This window comes from Streptomyces sp. NPDC048718 (assembly GCF_043198875.1).
GTDB lineage: Bacteria > Actinomycetota > Actinomycetes > Streptomycetales > Streptomycetaceae > Streptomyces.
This window is the reverse complement of record NZ_JBICVG010000008.1, coordinates 365,950-381,855: the sequence shown is the minus strand read 5'-3', so window position 1 is coordinate 381,855 and position 15,906 is coordinate 365,950. Positions and strand designations below refer to the sequence as shown.

Here is a 15,906-nt window from a genome sequence, read left to right as displayed (position 1 = left end):
AGTCCGACTCCAGCACCCCGGAGGTGACCGAGGCACAAAAAAGGGGGCCGAGCACGATCGGTGCTGTGAGTCCGACTCCAGCACCCCGGAGGTGACCGAGGCACAAAAAAGGGGGCCGAGCACGATCGGTGCTGTGAGTCCGACTCCAGCACCCCGGAGGTGACCGAGGCACAAAAAAGGGGGCCGAGCACGATCGGTGCTGTGAGTCCGACTCCAGCACCCCGGAGGTGAACCGAGGCACAAAAAAGAGGCGCAAGAAAAAGCGAACGGCCCGCTCCCCTCCCCGGGAGCGAGCCGTTCTTTTGTGGACTCAGGCGCGTACCTGTGCGTGGGTTAGAACGCGGCCTCGTCCAGGTCCATCAGCGAGCGGTCGACGCTCTCTGCGAGGAGACGCTCGGCGGAGACGCCCGGCAGGATGTTCGCGGCGAAGAACTTCGCGGCGGCGATCTTGCCCTGGTAGAAGGCGACGTCCTTGCCCGTGGCGCCGGCCGCGAGCTTGTCGGCGGCGACGGCCGCGCCGCGCACCAGCAGGTAGCCGACGACGACGTCACCGGCGGCGAGCAGCAGGCGGGTGGTGTTGAGGCCGACCTTGTAGATGTTCTTGACGTCCTCGCCGGTGGCGGTGAGGTCGGTGATCATCGTGCCGACGATGGCCTCGAGGTCGACGGCGGCCTTGGCGAGGGCGTCGCGGGCGCCGGCCAGGTCGTCGCCGCCGGTGCCGACGGCGAGGAACTTCTTGATCTCCTCGGCGAGCGCGTTCAGGGAGGCGCCCTGGTCGCGGACGATCTTGCGGAAGAAGAAGTCCTGGCCCTGGATGGCGGTGGTGCCCTCGTACAGGGTGTCGATCTTGGAGTCGCGGATGTACTGCTCGATCGGGTACTCCTGCAGGAAGCCGGAGCCGCCGAAGGTCTGGAGCGACTGCGCGAGCTGCTCGTAGCCCTTCTCGGAGCCGTAGCCCTTGACGATCGGGAGCAGCAGGTCGTTCAGGCCGTGCAGGGCCTTGGCGTCCTCGCCCGCGGCTTCCTTGATCGCGATCTCGTCCTGCACGGAGGCCGTGTAGAGGACGAGGGAGCGCATGCCCTCGGCGTACGCCTTCTGCGTCATCAGCGAGCGGCGGACGTCGGGGTGGTGCGTGATGGTGACCTTGGGCGCGGCCTTGTCCATGAACTGGGCCAGGTCGGTGCCCTGGACGCGCTCCTTGGCGTACTCCAGGGCGTTGAGGTAGCCCGTGGAGAGGGTGGAGATCGCCTTCGTGCCGACCATCATGCGGGCGAACTCGATGATGAGGAACATCTGGCGGATGCCGTCGTGCTTGTCGCCGATGAGCCAGCCCTTGGCGGGGTGCTTGTCGCCGAAGGTCATCTCGCACGTGTTGGAGGCCTTGAGGCCCATCTTGTGCTCGACGTTGGTGGCGTAGACGCCGTTGCGGGCGCCCAGCTCGCCGGTCTCCCAGTCGAACTCGTACTTCGGGACGAGGAAGAGGGAGAGGCCCTTGGTGCCGGGGCCGGCACCCTCGGGGCGGGCGAGGACGTAGTGGAGGATGTTCTCCTCCATGTCGTGCTCACCGGAGGTGATGAAGCGCTTGACACCCTCGATGTGCCAGGAGCCGTCCTCCTGCTGGACGGCCTTGGTGCGGCCGGCGCCGACGTCGGAGCCGGCGTCGGGCTCGGTGAGGACCATGGTGGAGCCCCAGCGGCGCTCGACGGCGATCTCCGCGACCTTCTTCTGCGCCTCGTTGCCCTCGTTGTAGAGGATGCCGGCGAAGGCCGGGCCGGAGGCGTACATCCAGATGGCCGGGTTGGAGCCGAGGAGCAGCTCCGCGTAGGCCCAGATGAGGGAGCGCGGGGAGGGGGTGCCGCCGATGCCCTCGGGGATGCCGAGGCGCCAGTACTCGGACTCCATGAACGCGTTGTACGAGTTCTTGAAGGAGGCCGGGACCGGGGCGGTGTTGGTCTCCGGGTCGAAGACCGGCGGGTTGCGGTCGGCGTCGGCGAAGGACTCGGCGAGCTCGTTCTCGGCGAGACGGCGGATCTCGTCGAGGATGCTCTTCGCGGTGTCGACGTCCATCTCCTCGAACGGACCGGTGCCGTACACCTTGTCGCGGCCGAGCACCTCGAAGAGGTTGAACTCGATGTCGCGGAGATTCGACTTGTAGTGCCCCATGGCGACGGCTCCGTAAGGCTCGGGGAGGCAGGTTCCTCGGCGGGTTCCTCGTACACACGCGTACGTACGCACTCCGCGGGCCCGCGGTCCGTGCCGTTCACGCGCTTTTGGCGCGGGAGACTCACGTACCGCTGGGCTACTCACGAGTAGCGCACGTTCTCTACGATGATGCTACCCACCGGTAATAAGAGCAACCCCCTTCGCCGGAACTGTGACGCAGTAGGCTTCGGCCCCATGTACGGCTACGAGCAGAATCCGGGCGCGCAGCAGCAGTACGGCCCGCCTCCGCAGCAGGGCATGCACCCCGGCATGCAGCAGCAGCCGGGCATGCAGACGGGGATGCAAGGGGGGATGCAGGGCGGCTACGGACAGCAGCCCCCGCTCTATCCGGAACCCTCGCCCCCGTCGCTGGCCGACGCGGTGCGTGCCTTCACCACCGGCACCCTGGCGGCCGAGGACTTCCAGCAGATCTTCGCGACCTCGAAGGTCTACTGCCCGCGCGGTGACAACCCGGGCTTCCTGGCGCTGCACAACACCCAGCAGCCGGTGATCCCCATGTTCACCTCGCTCAAGGAGCTGCGGCGGTACGCGGGCAAGGAGTCCAAGTACTTCGTGATCACGGGTGCCGAGGTGATCGACCTGCTGCCGACCGGCTACGGCTTCGTGCTCGACATGGAGGGCGAGCATCGCATCGTCTTCGACGCGAAGGCCGTGGAGCAGATGGTCGACTACGCGATGCGCAGGATGTACGGCTGACGGACCCTGGAAGCAGGTGAGGGAACGCCCGGGAGGAATTCCTCCCGGGCGTTTCGCGTTCCTGGTGGCAGAAAGTTCATCGTTCAACTAAAGTGAAGGCACAAGGAGGTCACCCCATGCCTGCCGTGACTGTCGAGAACCCGCTCACTCTGCCCCGCGTCACCGCTTCCGCGGACGCTGTCGCCCGTCCCGTACTCGCCGTGACCACGGCGCCCTCGGGATTCGAGGGCGAGGGCTTCCCGGTGCGCCGCGCCTTCGCGGGCATCAACTACAAGTACCTCGACCCGTTCATCATGATGGACCAGATGGGCGAGGTGGAGTACGCGCCGGGCGAGCCGAAGGGCACCCCCTGGCACCCCCACCGAGGCTTCGAGACCGTCACTTACATCATCGACGGCATCTTCGACCACCAGGACTCGCACGGCGGTGGCGGCACCATCACCAACGGCGACACCCAGTGGATGACCGCGGGCTCGGGCCTGCTGCACATCGAGGCCCCGCCGGAGAGCCTGGTGGTCAGCGGCGGTCTCTTCCACGGCCTCCAGCTGTGGGTGAACCTCCCGGCCGCCGACAAGATGATGGCCCCCCGCTACCAGGACATCCGCGGCGGCCAGGTCCAGCTCCTCACCAGCCCCGACGGCGGCGCGCTGCTCCGCGTGATCGCGGGCGAGCTCGACGGCCACCAGGGCCCCGGCGTCACCCACACCCCGATCACGATGATCCACGCCACCCTGCGGCCGGGCGCCGAGATCGCCCTGCCGTGGCGCGAGGACTTCAACGGCCTCGCGTACGTGCTGGCCGGCCGAGGCACGGCCGGCGAGGAGCGGCGCCCGGTCCACATGGGCCAGACCGCCGTGTTCGGCAGCGGCGGCAAGCTCGTCATCCGCGCCGACGAGAAGCAGGACGGCAACACCCCGGAGCTGGAGGTCGTCCTCCTCGGTGGGCAGCCGATCCGCGAGCCGATGGCGCACTACGGCCCGTTCGTCATGAACAACCAGGCCGAACTGCGTCAGGCCTTCGAGGACTACCAGGCGGGCCGGCTCGGCTCGATCCCGGCGGTCCACGGCATGAACGAGCAGGAGCCGCCGACGGCGTGACGCGGCGGGTGATCCCCGGCGCGGGTCTCGCCGGCCCCTGAGGTTCCGGTGGCCCTCGGCAGCGGCGGCACCTCGGGGCCCGGTCCGTGCGGCGGACCGGGCCCCGAGCGCGTACGTCATCGGTCGAGCGCGTACGCCATCGGTGTGGGCCGCTACTCGACCGGCATCCGGTACCGCATGCGGTAGCGGTGCGCGGCCTTGGTCATCAGTGTCGCCTCGATGGGACGCCGGTCGTCGGAATAGACCACCCGGAACGCGACCAGGACGGGCATGTCCTTGGGGAGCTCCAGCGCGGCCACCTCTTCCTCGGTGGGGATCTCCGACGACAGTTCGTCGACGAACTCGCGCGGCGGGAACCCGAGGGACGCGAGGAGGGCCGGGGTGCCTCCGCGGATGCGCTTCTTCTCCAGCATCCGGGTGCCTTCGGCCAGCCCGAGCGGGTAGTACGAGCAGGTGAGTTCGGTGGGCTCGTCATCCAGGAAGAGGATCTGCTTGCGCAGGACGGCCTGATCGCCGTCGGCCAGTGCGAGTGCGTCCGCGACCTCCTTCGGAGGGCGGACCACCGAGACGTCGAGCAGCTCGGACCGGCCGGTCTGCCGTCGCTTGGCCGCCTCCGTCACCCACGGGTACGGCTCACCGGCCTCGGCCGGCTTCATGTAGGCGATCGGCTCGATCGGCCGCTGCGCGTGCGGGCGGACGAAGACACCCTTGCCGGGCATGCCCTCCACGAGGCCCTCTGCCTTGAGCATCTGCAGCGCTTTCTGGACCGTGGTGTTGGCGACTTTGCCGTACCGCTCCATCAGCTCCGCAGTGGACCCCAGTTTGCTTCCGGGCGCGAGATCTCCCCGTGTGATCTGCCGCCGGATCTCGGCGGCGATCTTCTGGTGGGCGGACCTGGGGTCTTTGAACTCCCTTGGCATCCGTTCTACTTCCCGAGTCGGTAGGTGAGGTGCCGGCCGGCCGGCATGGTCATCAAGGATGCTTCGAAGGGGACCCCGTCCGCGGTGCTGGTCGTGCGGAGCAGACGGAGGACGGCGCTCCCGGGCGGGAGTTCCAGATGGCCGCACTCCTCCGGGTCGGCCACATCGGCGCTCACGTCCTCGGTGACGATGCCCGCCGTGTAGCCCAGCTCGCGCAGGAGCGTGACCGCACCTCCGGGGATCTTGCGTGGGTCGGCGAGGCGGGTGCCCTGGGCGATCCCGGGCGGGTAGTAGGAGCTCGCGATCTCGACAGGTCGCTCGTCCAGCAGGATCAACCTGACGCGGGTGACGGCCTGTTGGCCCTGTCCGAGGTTCAGTGCCCGCCGGACCGCCTCCGGGGCCGCCGCCTCTTTGACCTCCAGCATGCGCTGCCCGCCACGCCGCCCCCGGCGTCCGGCCTCGTCGGTCCACGCGTCCGCCTGTCCGGGCTCGCGCGGAGCCAGATAGGGCGCCGTCTCGCTGATCCACACCTCGCCCGACATGCGGGTACCTCCAAGCTCACGGGTCGCGTCCGACCTTACGTCCTCATGACGGCCGGCCCTCATGAAAACCTTAAGTGCTTGCCGCTTAAGGTGGGTAGCGCTTAAGGTGCGATCCAAGCGCTGGTTTCCACGGAATCCCGCGCGGCTCCGTTGTCTTCGATCCCGTTGCCGCCCATCGCTGCCCTGCTGGAGCCCTGATGGAACTGGAACAGAGCCCGACCGCTGTTCTCCGCCGCCTCTTCCCCGACGAACTCTGTTTCAGGAGGCTCAGGTGAGCGCCCAGGTCTCCCCTTGGTACGCCCACGCCGTCCAGCGGCTGGCCGCCGGCCCGGCCCACGCCCTCACCCCTCCCGCGCGGATGGAGTGGAGCACCCACCCCGGTCTGGGCCCCGGCGCCGAGATCATCGGCCGGGATTTGTCCGGCGAACACCTGCTGGAACTGGGATGCGGCTCCGGACACAACGCCGCCCACCTGGCCCGGTACCACCGGGCTCGTGTCACCGGCGTCGATCTGGTCGGACTTCAGGTACGCCGGGCACGCTCGCACTACGGCCATATCGACGGTGTCACCTTCGCCGCAGGCCACGCCCTGCACCACCTCCGGGCCACCCGCCGGATCTTCGGCGCCGTCTACTCCGTCTTCGGCGCCGTCGGTCTGGTCGCGCCGGAACTGCTGCTCCCCGCGATCCGCCGCCACCTCGCACCCGGCGGCGTCCTCGCCTTCTCCGTACCCCACCCCGCACGGGCCGAGAGACATCCCCTGCCGGACGACCGCCCGCGCGAGGACTACCTCACCTTGCCCGACCGCACCAGACTTTCGCTCACCCGTTGGGAGTTCGACGCAAGCCGCTGGGCCGCCCATCTGACTCGGGCGGGCCTGCGGCTTACCTCCGCCGTCGAACTGCGCCACCCGCGCCTCGACCCCTGGCCGACCACCCTTCTGATCACCGCCCGCGCACGGTAAGGGTGCCGGGCGCCCGGAAAGCCAGAGCCCGGGAGGGGGCCGGAGCCCGAGAGGGGGCCAGGCCCCGGGCGGGGAGGGAGTCCCCATGGCCCTGACGCCCTGTCACCCGTACGGCGTCCAGCGCGCGACGGCGGGGCCGGTGGCGTGGTCCGGTGGGGGTATGTCCGCCGCGCCGCCGCCCCCGCCGTTCCGGCAGCCGCCCGGGGCCCGGCCCCTGCTGCCCGAGGGCGCGCGCCGTACCGCCGCGTGGTGCGGCGTCGCGCTGCTCGTCGCCGGGGTCGCGGGCGTCGTCGTCTGGCTGGTCGTGGTCTTCAAGACGGCGGTCACCCCGGTCCTGCTCGCGCTGCTCGGCACCGGGCTGCTCGGGCCCCTCTACCGGCGGCTGTTGCGGATGCGGGTGCGGCGTTCGCTCGCGGCCGGGCTCACGGTGTTCGCCGTGCTCGTGGTGGTCGGCGGGATCACGTACATCGTGGTCGCCGCCCTCGTCGACACCGGCGACGAGATCGTCTCCTCGCTGCGGCAGGCGGGCGAGAGCATCGCCCGGCACTTCGGCGCCGCCGGCACCTCCCTCGACGACCTGGCCAAGAACGCCCGGCAGCTCCTGGAGAAGTTCGGCGGAACCGCCGCCTCCGGGGTGATCTCCGGGCTCAGCGTCGTCGCCCAGGCGGTCGCCACCGCCGTCCTCGCCCTGCTGCTCATCTTCTTCTTCCTGCGCGACTCCGACCGGGCCCTCGCCGCGCTGCGCACGCTCGCGCCCCGGTCCACCGGCGACATGGTGGAGGCGATGGCGCGGCGCGCCTTCGAGGCCGTCGAGGGGTTCATGCGCGGGACGACGCTCATCGCGGCCGTCGACGCCTGCCTCATCGGCGTCGGCCTGCTGGTGCTCGGGGTGCCGGGTGCGATCGGCCTCGCCGCGCTCGTCTTCGTCGGCGCGTACATCCCGTACCTCGGCGCTTTCCTGTCCGGCGCCGTCGCCGTGCTCGTCGCGCTCGCCGACCGGGGGGTGATCATCGCGCTGTGGGTGCTCGGCGTCGTCCTCGCGGTGCAGGTCATCGAGGGGCACGTACTCCAGCCGGTGGTGCAGAGCCGCACCGTACAGATGCATCCTGCGCTGGTCATGCTGGCGATCACGGCCGGAGCGTCGGTCGCCGGGATCCTGGGCATGCTGCTGGCCGTACCGCTGACGGCGGCGTTCTTCGGGGTCGTCGGGGAGTTGCGGGGCCGGTACGGCACGCCGCCACCCGAAACCGAGCCACCCGGGCAGGGGGCTGGGCCGGGGCACGGGCCTGGGGGCGGGCCTGGAACCGGTCCGGGAGGCGGGCCCCGGGCGAGCTGATCGGCTGGGCAGGCGGTGATTCGGCTAGTCGGTTATTCGGTAAGCCGATCATCGGGCCGGTCTCAGGTCGTCGGCTCCTGGAACTCGAACCAGATCGCCTTGCCCTCGCCCCGCGGATCCACGCCCCATGTCTGCGCCAGCATCTCCATCAGCACCAGCCCGCGCCCGTTCGAGGCCATCTCGCCCGGGTCGCGCCGGTGCGGCAGTTCGTCGCTCGCGTCGGAGACCTCCACCCGCAGCCGGCGCCCGTCGGCCCGGCAGATCACCTCGGCGACGAGGAGCGCGTCGCCGTCCGTGTGGACGAGGACGTTGGTGACCATCTCCGACACCATCAGGACGGCGGAGTCGCGCTGGTCCTCGTCCTTCCAGTCGTGCAGCAGCTGGCGCACCTGCGCGCGGGCGGCGGCGATGCGCTCCGGTTCGGCCTGGGCGACCGTCATCAGAGTGCGCCGCGGCCCCTCCCGTACCTCGCGTACGGCGGGGCCGGCCGGGCGGCGGGAGAGGAGGACGAGGGCGATGTCGTCCTCGCGGCGTTCGGCGAGCGGTCCGGTGGTGTGGTGCGAGCCGGGCCCGTGGACGGCCTCCACGAGCCGGTCGGCGAGCGCTTCCAGATCCTGACCACCCCGGATGTCCCGGCCACCCCGGATGTCCCGGCCGGACCCGCCGGCCCTGCTGCCGTCTTTGTCGGCTTCGGCGATCTCGGCCTCCAGGACGCGGCGGATCCGTTCCCAGCCGCTGTCGAGGTCGTGGCCGCCGGTCTCCAGGAGCCCGTCGGTGCAGATCATCAGGGTCTCGCCGGGCTCCAGGGTGAGTCGGGTGGTGGGGTAGTCGGTGTCGGGGTCGATGCCGAGGGGCAGGCCGCCGGCCGTGGGCCGCAGCAGGACGGTGCCGTCGTTCATCCGTACCGCCGGATCCGGATGCCCGGCCCGCGCGACGTCGACGATCCCGGTCTCCAGGTCGACCTCCAGATAGAGGCAGGTCGCGAACCGGGGAGCGTGGTCCCCGCCGGTTCCGTCGCCGCCGGCTACCCCGGTCCCGACTCCCGTGATCCCGTCGCTGATCCCGTCATTGATCCCGTCGTTGATTCCGCACAGGAAGCGCGAGGCCCGGGACAGCACGGCGTCCGGCCGGTGCCCCTCGGAGGCGTACGCCCGCAGGGCGATCCGCAGTTGTCCCATCAGCGCGGCGGCCCGGACGTCGTGCCCCTGCACATCGCCGATGACCAGCGCGATCCGCCCCGGGCCCGGCCCGCCGGGCAGCCGGATCACGTCGTACCAGTCGCCGCCGACCTGGAGCCCGCCGCCCGTCGGCACGTACCGTGCCGCCAGCCGGATCCCCGGGATGCCCGGCCCGAGCAGCGGCAGCATCGTGCGCTGGAGGCCGAGGGAGAGTTCCCGTTCCGACTCGGCGGTGCCGGCGCGGGTCAGCGCCTGGGCGAGCATCCGGGCCACCGTCGTCAGGACCGACCGCTCGTCCGGCGTGAACGCCACCGGATGCTTGAACGCCGCCATCCACGCGCCCGTCGTCCGCCCCGCGACGACCAGCGGCACGAACGCCCACGAGCGGCGCCCGAACGGCTCGGCCAGCGGCCAGGTCATGGGGAAGCGGCGCGCGTACTCCTGCGGGGACGGCAGATAGATCGCCCGCCCCGTCCGTACCACCTCGGCCGCCGGGTAGTCGGTGTCCCTCGTCATCGACGAGAACGGTCCGTCGTCATCCTCCCCGTGCCCGTGGTGACCGACGACGGTCAGCCGCTCGCCCGACAGCCCGAAGACCGCGAGCCCGTCCGGCGAGAAGCCGGGCATGGACAGCGAGGCCGCCACCCGCAGCACCTCGGCCGTCGACCGCGCTTCCGCGAGCGCGCGCCCGGCGTCGAGCAGGAACGCCTCGCGCGAGCGCCGCCAGTCGCCGGTGACGGGCGAGCGGGCGGCGGCGCCGGGCGGCGGCTCGGTGACCTCCTGGAGGGTGCCGACCAGTTGGTAGCCGCGGGCCCGGGCCGAGCCGTTCGCGCTGACGCCGTCGTTGGGGGGCGCGCCCCCGCCGGTGCCGGTGCCGGTGTTGGTGCCGATGCCTGTGCCGCCCGCCCCGTGGCCGTTGTTGCTCTGGAGCAGGGGCTTGGACCTGGCGCGTACGGTACGGATCACCCGACCGGACTCGTCCATGACCCGCAGCCGGGCCTCGGCCAGGGTCCCCTCGGCGAGGGCGAGGGCCACGACTCCGTCGATCTCGTTCCAGTCGACCGGGTGAAAGCGCGAGCGGGTGGCGGCCTCACCGAGCCGTACGGGCTCCGCGGGCAGCCCGACCAGCCGGGCCGCCTCGGCGTCGAGCGTGACGATCCCGGAGGCTTTGTCCCACCGCCACAGACCGGTGGCGAGGGCGGACAGGACATCCTCGGTACGCATTGCCCCACTTTACGAATTCCGGAGACGGCGGTGCCACCGCCGGTATTCGAATCGCGATCGGGGGCGTCCCGGTAGGCTGACCCTTGACTTATCTCGTAAGTCGCACCCTCCGATCCCGAAGACTGGATGAACGACGATGCATCGGTACAGGTCCCACACCTGCGGCGAGCTCCGCGCCTCTGACGTCGGCACCGACGTCCGGCTGAGCGGCTGGCTGCACAATCGGCGCGACCTGGGCGGCATCCTCTTCATCGATCTGCGCGACCACTACGGCATCACCCAGCTGGTCGCCCGCCCCGGCACGCCGGCGGCCGAGGTCCTCGACAAGCTGACGAAGGAGACGGTCGTCCGCGTTGACGGCAAGGTCGTCTCGCGTGGCGCCGAGAACATCAACCCGGAGCTGGCCACCGGCGAGATCGAGATCGAGGCCGCCGACATCGAGGTGCTCGGCGCGGCCCAGCAGATCCCGTTCACCATCAACACCGACGACGGTGTGAACGAGGAGCGGCGCCTGGAGTACCGCTTCCTCGACCTGCGCCGCGAGCGCATGCACAAGAACATCATGCTGCGGTCGGCGGTCATCGCCTCGATCCGCTCCAAGATGGTGGCCCTCGGCTTCAACGAGATGGCGACCCCGATCCTCACCGCCACCTCCCCCGAGGGCGCGCGTGACTTCGTGGTCCCGTCCCGTCTGAACCCGGGCAAGTTCTACGCGCTGCCGCAGGCTCCGCAGCAGTTCAAGCAGCTGCTGATGATCTCCGGCTTCGACCGCTACTTCCAGATCGCGCCCTGCTTCCGCGACGAGGACGCCCGCGCCGACCGCTCGCCGGGCGAGTTCTACCAGCTCGACGTCGAGATGAGCTTCGTCGAGCAGGAGGACGTCTTCCAGCCGATCGAGAAGCTCATGACCGAGCTCTTCGAGGAGTTCGGCGGCGGCCGTCCGGTCAGCAGCCCGTTCCCGCGGATCCCGTTCCGCGAGTCCATGCTCAAGTACGGCAACGACAAGCCGGACCTGCGCACCGACCTCGAACTCGTCGACATCACCGACGTCTTCGCGGACTCGGAGTTCAAGGCGTTCGCCGGCAAGCACGTCCGTGCGCTGGCCGTCCCGGACACCGGTGACCAGCCGCGGAAGTTCTTCGACGGCCTCGGCGACTTCGCCGTCTCCCTCGGCGCCAAGGGCCTGGCGTGGGTCCGCGTCGGCGAGGGCAACGCCCTGACCGGCCCGATCGCCAAGTTCCTCACCGAGGACAACGTCAAGGTCCTCACCGAGCGTCTGGGCCTCGCGCCCGGCCACGCCGTCTTCTTCGGCGCGGGCGAGTTCGACGAGGTCTCCAAGATCATGGGCCCGGTCCGGGTCGAGGCCGCCAAGCGCGCCGGCCGCTTCGAGGAGAACGTCTTCCGCTTCGCGTGGATCGTCGACTTCCCGATGTACGAGAAGGACGAGGAGACCGGCAAGATCGACTTCTCGCACAACCCCTTCTCGATGCCGCAGGGCGGCCTTGAGGCCCTGGAGACCCAGGACCCGCTGGACATCCTCGGCTGGCAGTACGACATCGTCTGCAACGGCATCGAGCTGTCGTCCGGCGCGATCCGGAACCACGAGCCCGCCATCATGTTCAAGGCGTTCGAGATCGCGGGCTACCCGCGTGAGGTCGTCGAGACGGAGTTCGCGGGCATGCTGCGCGCCTTCCAGTTCGGCGCCCCGCCGCACGGTGGCATCGCCCCGGGTGTCGACCGGATCGTCATGCTCCTCGCCGACGAGCCGAACATCCGCGAGACCATCGCCTTCCCGCTCAACGGCAACGCGCAGGACCTGATGATGGGCGCCCCGACGGAACTCGACGAGTCCCGCCTCAAGGAGCTGAACATCGCCCTGCGCAAGCCGGTCGAGTCGAAGGTCGTCGACGGCGGCCGCCCGGTCACGGAGTCGGTCCACCCGGACGCCGCGCGCGGCTGAGGCCGGCTGCTCGAAGTGGCTGACGCCGGTGCAGACGCCAGGCGCCGGGAGGCGCTGGTAAGGCACCGGTAGGTGTTCGAGGGGCCCGGGCCCGTACGTGAGACGTACGGGGCCGGGCCCTTTGGTGTGCGGGGGACTAGTCGTCCTCGGGGGTGAAGATTTTGTCGGCGTGGGTGACGGTGATGGCGCGCCGGAGCCAGCGGTCGAGCTGCTCGGGGTCGTCGCAGGTGGTGATGCGGTCGCTGACTGCCTTGGATACTTCGAGCCCTCGCTGTTCCAGCAGGATCAGAAGCGCCATGGCACGGCCCTCGGCGCGCCCCTCGGCACGCCCTTGGGCGCGCCCCTCGTCCCGGATTTCTTCCGAGATGAACGACTTGTAGAAGGACAGGTCCACGGCGGGGGCTACTCGTCCTCGTCCATAAAGATGTCCTCGGCGGAGGAGACGCTGGCGGCCCGCTGATGCCAGCGGTCCAGCAATGCGAGGTCATTGCAGCGGATGACGCGCTCGCGGATGTCGTCGGAGACACTGATGCCCCGCACTGCGAGCAGGGACAGGATGAATCTGGCGCCCTGCTGGGCACGCCCCTCGTCCCGGATTTCTTCCGAGATGAACGACTTGTAGAAGGACAGGTCCACGGCCACCAGCTTCCTCCAGAACTCTCTGGCCGGGCGGTTGCCCAGCCCCTGCGCGGTGAATTCGATGATCGGGTCGGCGACCTCTTCGGGGACGCCTTGCAGAGCGGTGGAGAGGGTTTTCAGTATGGCATCAATGTCCGGATCGCCCGCGTGCGTGATGGCCGACAGAGTGGCCAGTGCCAGGTCCGCCCGCGCCTCGGCGGGGTCGGTGATGACCGGCATGTTGTGGGGGCCGACGACCACCGGCCGGATGGTGAGGGTGGGCATGTGGGGCGGCCCGCTGTGTACCGCTCGACCGGCCCATTCGGCGGTGGTGCGGTCCTGGCAGACGACGAGCAGGGCGGTCGGCAGCCGGTACTTCGTCCACAGATACGCCGTGTAGTACGCCCAGCTCGCCGGCTTCGCCGTGTCCTTCTTCCCCTGCGCCTCGATGGCGAGGAGCAGCGAGCCGTCGTCCGCGCTGTCGAGTCGCAGGAGGGTGTCCACGCGGCGTTCGACGGGGGCGGACTCGGTGAGGTCGGTGGGCAGGACCGTCACTTCGACGGGTGGGGGAAGGGGAAAGCCGAGCATTCTCGACAGGCGGCTGAACAGCCTCAGATCGTGCTGGAAGATGCGGTGCATCGCTTCATGAGTCGAGCTGACCATGGGTGTCCTTGTGTTGGCAGCCGGGGCAGCATCCGGGCTCGGCGCCGCGGAACGCGCGGTCGCAGCGTTCGCAGTTCTGGAGCGGGAGGAGCGGGAGCTGTTGCGCCCTGACGGGCCGGAAGGGTGGTGGTGGGGGGAGGTTCGCGGTGAGTCGGTGGGCGAGCAGGGCCGCGGGGCGGTGCAGGGGGTACGGGAGGCGGTCGGTCAGGGCGAGGACGACGGCGTCGGCCGGGACGCCCCGCTCCAGCCAGGCGACGACACCGGGGGTGAGGTGTTCGGTGTCGGTCCCGGAGAGCAGAAGGCGGGGGTTCACGCGTGCGAGACGGGCGAGGATCTCCGCTGCTGCCAGGAGGAGTTCGGGCGGGAGGGAGGACGGAGCCGGTACGTCGGGCAGCGCGCGGCGCCGGGTCTCCGGCCGTGGCCGGTGGCGGGGCGGGCGCACGGCTTCCGGCGCGGTTTCCGGCGCGGGTACGGGTGCGGGTGCGGGATCGGGCGCCGCCGCTGCGGGGACGGGCCAAGGCGCGGGCTGGGGCGCGGGCCAGGGCTCAGGCGCGGGTGCCGAGACCTCCGGCTCAGGGACCGGCTCCGGCGCAGGCTCAGGGACCCACTCGGGCCCCTGCGGGGGCGGGCCGGTCGGGTCCGCCAGCTCAACCACCCCGCCATCCCCGCCAGTTGCCTCACTCACCCCAGGCGCCCCCTCCCCCGTCCGTTCGCGACAGGCGGCGTCGAGAGCGCGGCGGCGGGCCGGGTTGTTGCAGGAGATCAGGCGGGTGGTGATCCGTCCGTTGGCCGCGCGCTGACGGGGCCGGTTCATGTAGCCGTGGGTCTCCAGCTCGCGCATGGCGTCGGCGATGGCGATCGCGCCCTCGCGGAACCGGCCGGCGAGGTACTTGATGTCGGCGGGAGCGCCGGCAGGCAGCGACTGGAGGTGCGTGGAGAGGCCGATGGCCACCAGCGACAACTCCTCATGCTGAGCGAGGTGGTTGCCGACGACGACGAAGCCGTCGGCGTGCCGGAAGTTGTCGTGCTGGATTCCTCCGGACCCGGAGGAGTGCATTTTCCGCGTGCCACGGGACGTGCGGTCCGCCCGCACGCTAAGGTTCTTGCTATCCATCGGGAAGCTGTTCTCTTCCTCGTTGGTCAGGCCCTCGCACTGGGATCGCTAGTCCCGGCGGGGGCCGACGTATGTCTGGGGTCGTTCTGGCGTGAGCGTAGAACAAGTAACCCGCCCAAGTGCCAGCTGTGTCTGCATATTTCACCCCTGCGAGTGATGACCCCCTGGCGGAGGGAAAGGGTGGGTTTGGTTGGGGTTCTTTCCCTCCGTGGTTCTTTGGTTGGTTGTCGCCCGAGCCACCGGAGCACGGCGCACCGTGCTCCGGTGAATGCCCCGTTCCACTCCGCACCCGGCGGGCTCCCGAGTGACTGTCCGGTCTTTGTCCCGGTTGTCTCGCTCGCCCGAACCGTTGGTGTGGGTAGGGCCGTTGCGTCACACAGGACGGAAGAGAGGGTGCGATATGACAGCGGAAGAGCCCGGCTGGGAAGTGGACCCGGACGACGACTGGGGCGTGGCCGTCATCACGACCGTGGGCAGGCAACTGAAACTGCGCCGGGAGGCGCTGGGCATGCGGGCCGCGGACTTCGGGTCGGAGGTCGGCTACAGCGAGGACATGATCTACAAGATCGAGGGCGGCCGGCGGATCCCCCGCCCCGAGTTCCTGGACGAGGCCGACGACATCCTGCGCGCCGACGGGCTGGTGAAGGCCATGAAGGCGGACGTGGCGAAGGTCTTCTATCCCAAGAAGGTCCGCGACCTGACCAAGTTGGAGGCGCGGGCGGTGGAGATGAATCTCTACGACCCGCTCAACATCCACGGTCTGCTCCAGACCCCCGACTACGCGCGCGGCCTGCTGCGGATGCGACGGCCGGCGTACACGCTGGACGAGGTCGACCGGTACATGTCGGCCCGCGTGGCCCGGAAGGCGGTCTTCGAGCGTGATCCGGCCCCGGAGCTCAGCTTCGTCCTGGAGGAGTGGACGCTGCGACGCCCGTTGGGTGGAGTGGGGTTGCTGCGCAGGCAACTCGAACATCTGTTGGAACGTGCGCAGTTGCCCAACGTGGAACTTCAACTGATGCCCATGGACAGGGCGGAACACGCGGGGATCGCGGGCGGCATCGAGGTCCTGAAATTCGAGGACGGAACGTCCGTGGGCCGCTCACAAGCGGTCTCCAATGGCCGCCTCGTGACCGAACCACGCCAGCTCCGTATCCTGGAACTGCGCTACGGCATCATCCGTACGCAGGCTCTCACCCCTCGTGAGTCCACGGTCTTCATCGAGCGAATGCTAGGAGAGACGTGATCGACAACCTCTCGGTCGGGGATGCCTCCGGCCTGGTGTGGTTCAAGAGCAGCTACAGCAGCAGCAGCGAGGGCGACTCCTGTGTGGAGGTCGCCACCACCGCCACCGCGATCCACATCCGCGATTCG

Annotated in this window: 14 protein-coding genes; 7 read left to right on the top strand and 7 right to left on the bottom strand. The window is 69.9% G+C overall.

Annotated elements, in window-relative coordinates; genetic code table 11:
• Positions 1–333 precede the first annotated feature (333 nt).
• A complete protein-coding gene (locus ACGFRB_RS18400; protein WP_393244133.1) occupies positions 334–2,163 on the bottom strand; it encodes an acyl-CoA dehydrogenase in 1,830 nt (609 codons plus the stop codon).
• A 234-nt stretch (positions 2,164–2,397) separates the two neighbouring features.
• On the opposite strand from ACGFRB_RS18400, the gene ACGFRB_RS18395 reads away from it, so the two are divergent.
• Complete coding sequence (locus ACGFRB_RS18395) at positions 2,398–2,919, top strand: SseB family protein (protein WP_363003770.1); 522 nt, start codon at positions 2,398–2,400, stop codon at positions 2,917–2,919.
• Positions 2,920–3,035: 116 nt separating this feature from the next.
• Positions 3,036–4,016: a pirin family protein gene (locus ACGFRB_RS18390; protein WP_361229094.1), complete on the top strand. Its 981-nt coding sequence runs from the start codon at positions 3,036–3,038 to the stop codon at positions 4,014–4,016.
• A 152-nt stretch (positions 4,017–4,168) separates the two neighbouring features.
• On the opposite strand, the gene ACGFRB_RS18385 is transcribed toward ACGFRB_RS18390, so the two are convergent.
• Together ACGFRB_RS18385 and ACGFRB_RS18380 are read right to left on the bottom strand one after the other, a co-directional pair.
• Positions 4,169–4,936: a GntR family transcriptional regulator gene (locus ACGFRB_RS18385; RefSeq protein ID WP_393244131.1), complete on the bottom strand. Its 768-nt coding sequence runs from the start codon at positions 4,934–4,936 to the stop codon at positions 4,169–4,171.
• Positions 4,937–4,941: 5 nt separating this feature from the next.
• Entirely contained in the window at positions 4,942–5,478 is a 537-nt protein-coding gene (locus ACGFRB_RS18380) for a GntR family transcriptional regulator (protein ID WP_393244129.1), read from the bottom strand.
• A 271-nt stretch (positions 5,479–5,749) separates the two neighbouring features.
• Between ACGFRB_RS18380 and ACGFRB_RS18375 the strand changes: the two genes are divergently transcribed.
• Together ACGFRB_RS18375 and ACGFRB_RS18370 are read left to right on the top strand one after the other, a co-directional pair.
• Positions 5,750–6,442, top strand: a complete 693-nt coding sequence (locus tag ACGFRB_RS18375; protein ID WP_393244127.1) for an SAM-dependent methyltransferase — start codon at positions 5,750–5,752, stop codon at positions 6,440–6,442.
• 160 nt (positions 6,443–6,602) lie between these two features.
• A complete protein-coding gene (locus ACGFRB_RS18370) occupies positions 6,603–7,778 on the top strand; it encodes an AI-2E family transporter (RefSeq protein ID WP_393244176.1) in 1,176 nt (391 codons plus the stop codon).
• Positions 7,779–7,840: 62 nt separating this feature from the next.
• On the opposite strand, the gene ACGFRB_RS18365 is transcribed toward ACGFRB_RS18370, so the two are convergent.
• Complete coding sequence (locus ACGFRB_RS18365) at positions 7,841–10,180, bottom strand: SpoIIE family protein phosphatase (protein ID WP_393244125.1); 2,340 nt, start codon at positions 10,178–10,180, stop codon at positions 7,841–7,843.
• A gap of 136 nt (positions 10,181–10,316) precedes the next feature.
• Between ACGFRB_RS18365 and aspS the strand changes: the two genes are divergently transcribed.
• Positions 10,317–12,140, top strand: coding sequence for an aspartate--tRNA ligase (gene aspS / locus ACGFRB_RS18360; RefSeq protein ID WP_361229081.1), 1,824 nt, complete (start codon positions 10,317–10,319; stop codon positions 12,138–12,140).
• Between the two features lie 136 nt (positions 12,141–12,276).
• Here aspS and ACGFRB_RS18355 read toward each other — a convergent pair whose 3' ends face one another.
• From ACGFRB_RS18355 to ACGFRB_RS18345, 3 genes are read right to left on the bottom strand one after another with little or no spacing between them, the layout of a single operon-like run.
• Positions 12,277–12,534, bottom strand: a complete 258-nt coding sequence (locus tag ACGFRB_RS18355; RefSeq protein WP_393244123.1) for a hypothetical protein — start codon at positions 12,532–12,534, stop codon at positions 12,277–12,279.
• Between the two features lie 8 nt (positions 12,535–12,542).
• Positions 12,543–13,421 carry a hypothetical protein gene (locus tag ACGFRB_RS18350; protein ID WP_363003780.1) on the bottom strand — a complete coding sequence of 293 codons (879 nt, stop codon included), beginning with the start codon at positions 13,419–13,421 and terminating at the stop codon, positions 12,543–12,545.
• Entirely contained in the window at positions 13,402–14,478 is a 1,077-nt protein-coding gene (locus ACGFRB_RS18345) for a helix-turn-helix domain-containing protein (protein ID WP_393244121.1), read from the bottom strand. Before ACGFRB_RS18345 ends, ACGFRB_RS18350 begins: the two co-directional genes overlap by 20 nt.
• A gap of 457 nt (positions 14,479–14,935) precedes the next feature.
• Between ACGFRB_RS18345 and ACGFRB_RS18340 the strand changes: the two genes are divergently transcribed.
• Positions 14,936–15,778: a helix-turn-helix domain-containing protein gene (locus tag ACGFRB_RS18340; protein WP_393244119.1), complete on the top strand. Its 843-nt coding sequence runs from the start codon at positions 14,936–14,938 to the stop codon at positions 15,776–15,778.
• A partial coding sequence (locus ACGFRB_RS18335; protein WP_393244174.1) for a DUF397 domain-containing protein occupies positions 15,775–15,906 on the top strand: 132 nt, incomplete at its 3' end. The genes ACGFRB_RS18340 and ACGFRB_RS18335, both read left to right, overlap by 4 nt.

Excerpts from the sequence above, each read along its gene's own strand:
- ACGFRB_RS18400 (WP_393244133.1), bottom strand. The coding sequence starts at position 2,163 with ATGGGGCACTACAAGTCGAATCTCCGCGACATCGAGTTCAACCTCTTC.
- ACGFRB_RS18395 (WP_363003770.1), top strand. The coding sequence starts at position 2,398 with ATGTACGGCTACGAGCAGAATCCGGGCGCGCAGCAGCAGTACGGCCCG.
- ACGFRB_RS18390 (WP_361229094.1), top strand. The coding sequence starts at position 3,036 with ATGCCTGCCGTGACTGTCGAGAACCCGCTCACTCTGCCCCGCGTCACC.
- ACGFRB_RS18385 (WP_393244131.1), bottom strand. The coding sequence starts at position 4,936 with ATGCCAAGGGAGTTCAAAGACCCCAGGTCCGCCCACCAGAAGATCGCC.
- ACGFRB_RS18380 (WP_393244129.1), bottom strand. The coding sequence starts at position 5,478 with ATGTCGGGCGAGGTGTGGATCAGCGAGACGGCGCCCTATCTGGCTCCG.
- ACGFRB_RS18370 (WP_393244176.1), top strand. The coding sequence starts at position 6,603 with ATGTCCGCCGCGCCGCCGCCCCCGCCGTTCCGGCAGCCGCCCGGGGCC.
- ACGFRB_RS18365 (WP_393244125.1), bottom strand. The coding sequence starts at position 10,180 with ATGCGTACCGAGGATGTCCTGTCCGCCCTCGCCACCGGTCTGTGGCGG.
- aspS (WP_361229081.1), top strand. The coding sequence starts at position 10,317 with ATGCATCGGTACAGGTCCCACACCTGCGGCGAGCTCCGCGCCTCTGAC.
- ACGFRB_RS18350 (WP_363003780.1), bottom strand. The coding sequence starts at position 13,421 with ATGGTCAGCTCGACTCATGAAGCGATGCACCGCATCTTCCAGCACGAT.
- ACGFRB_RS18345 (WP_393244121.1), bottom strand. The coding sequence starts at position 14,478 with ATGCACTCCTCCGGGTCCGGAGGAATCCAGCACGACAACTTCCGGCAC.
- ACGFRB_RS18340 (WP_393244119.1), top strand. The coding sequence starts at position 14,936 with ATGACAGCGGAAGAGCCCGGCTGGGAAGTGGACCCGGACGACGACTGG.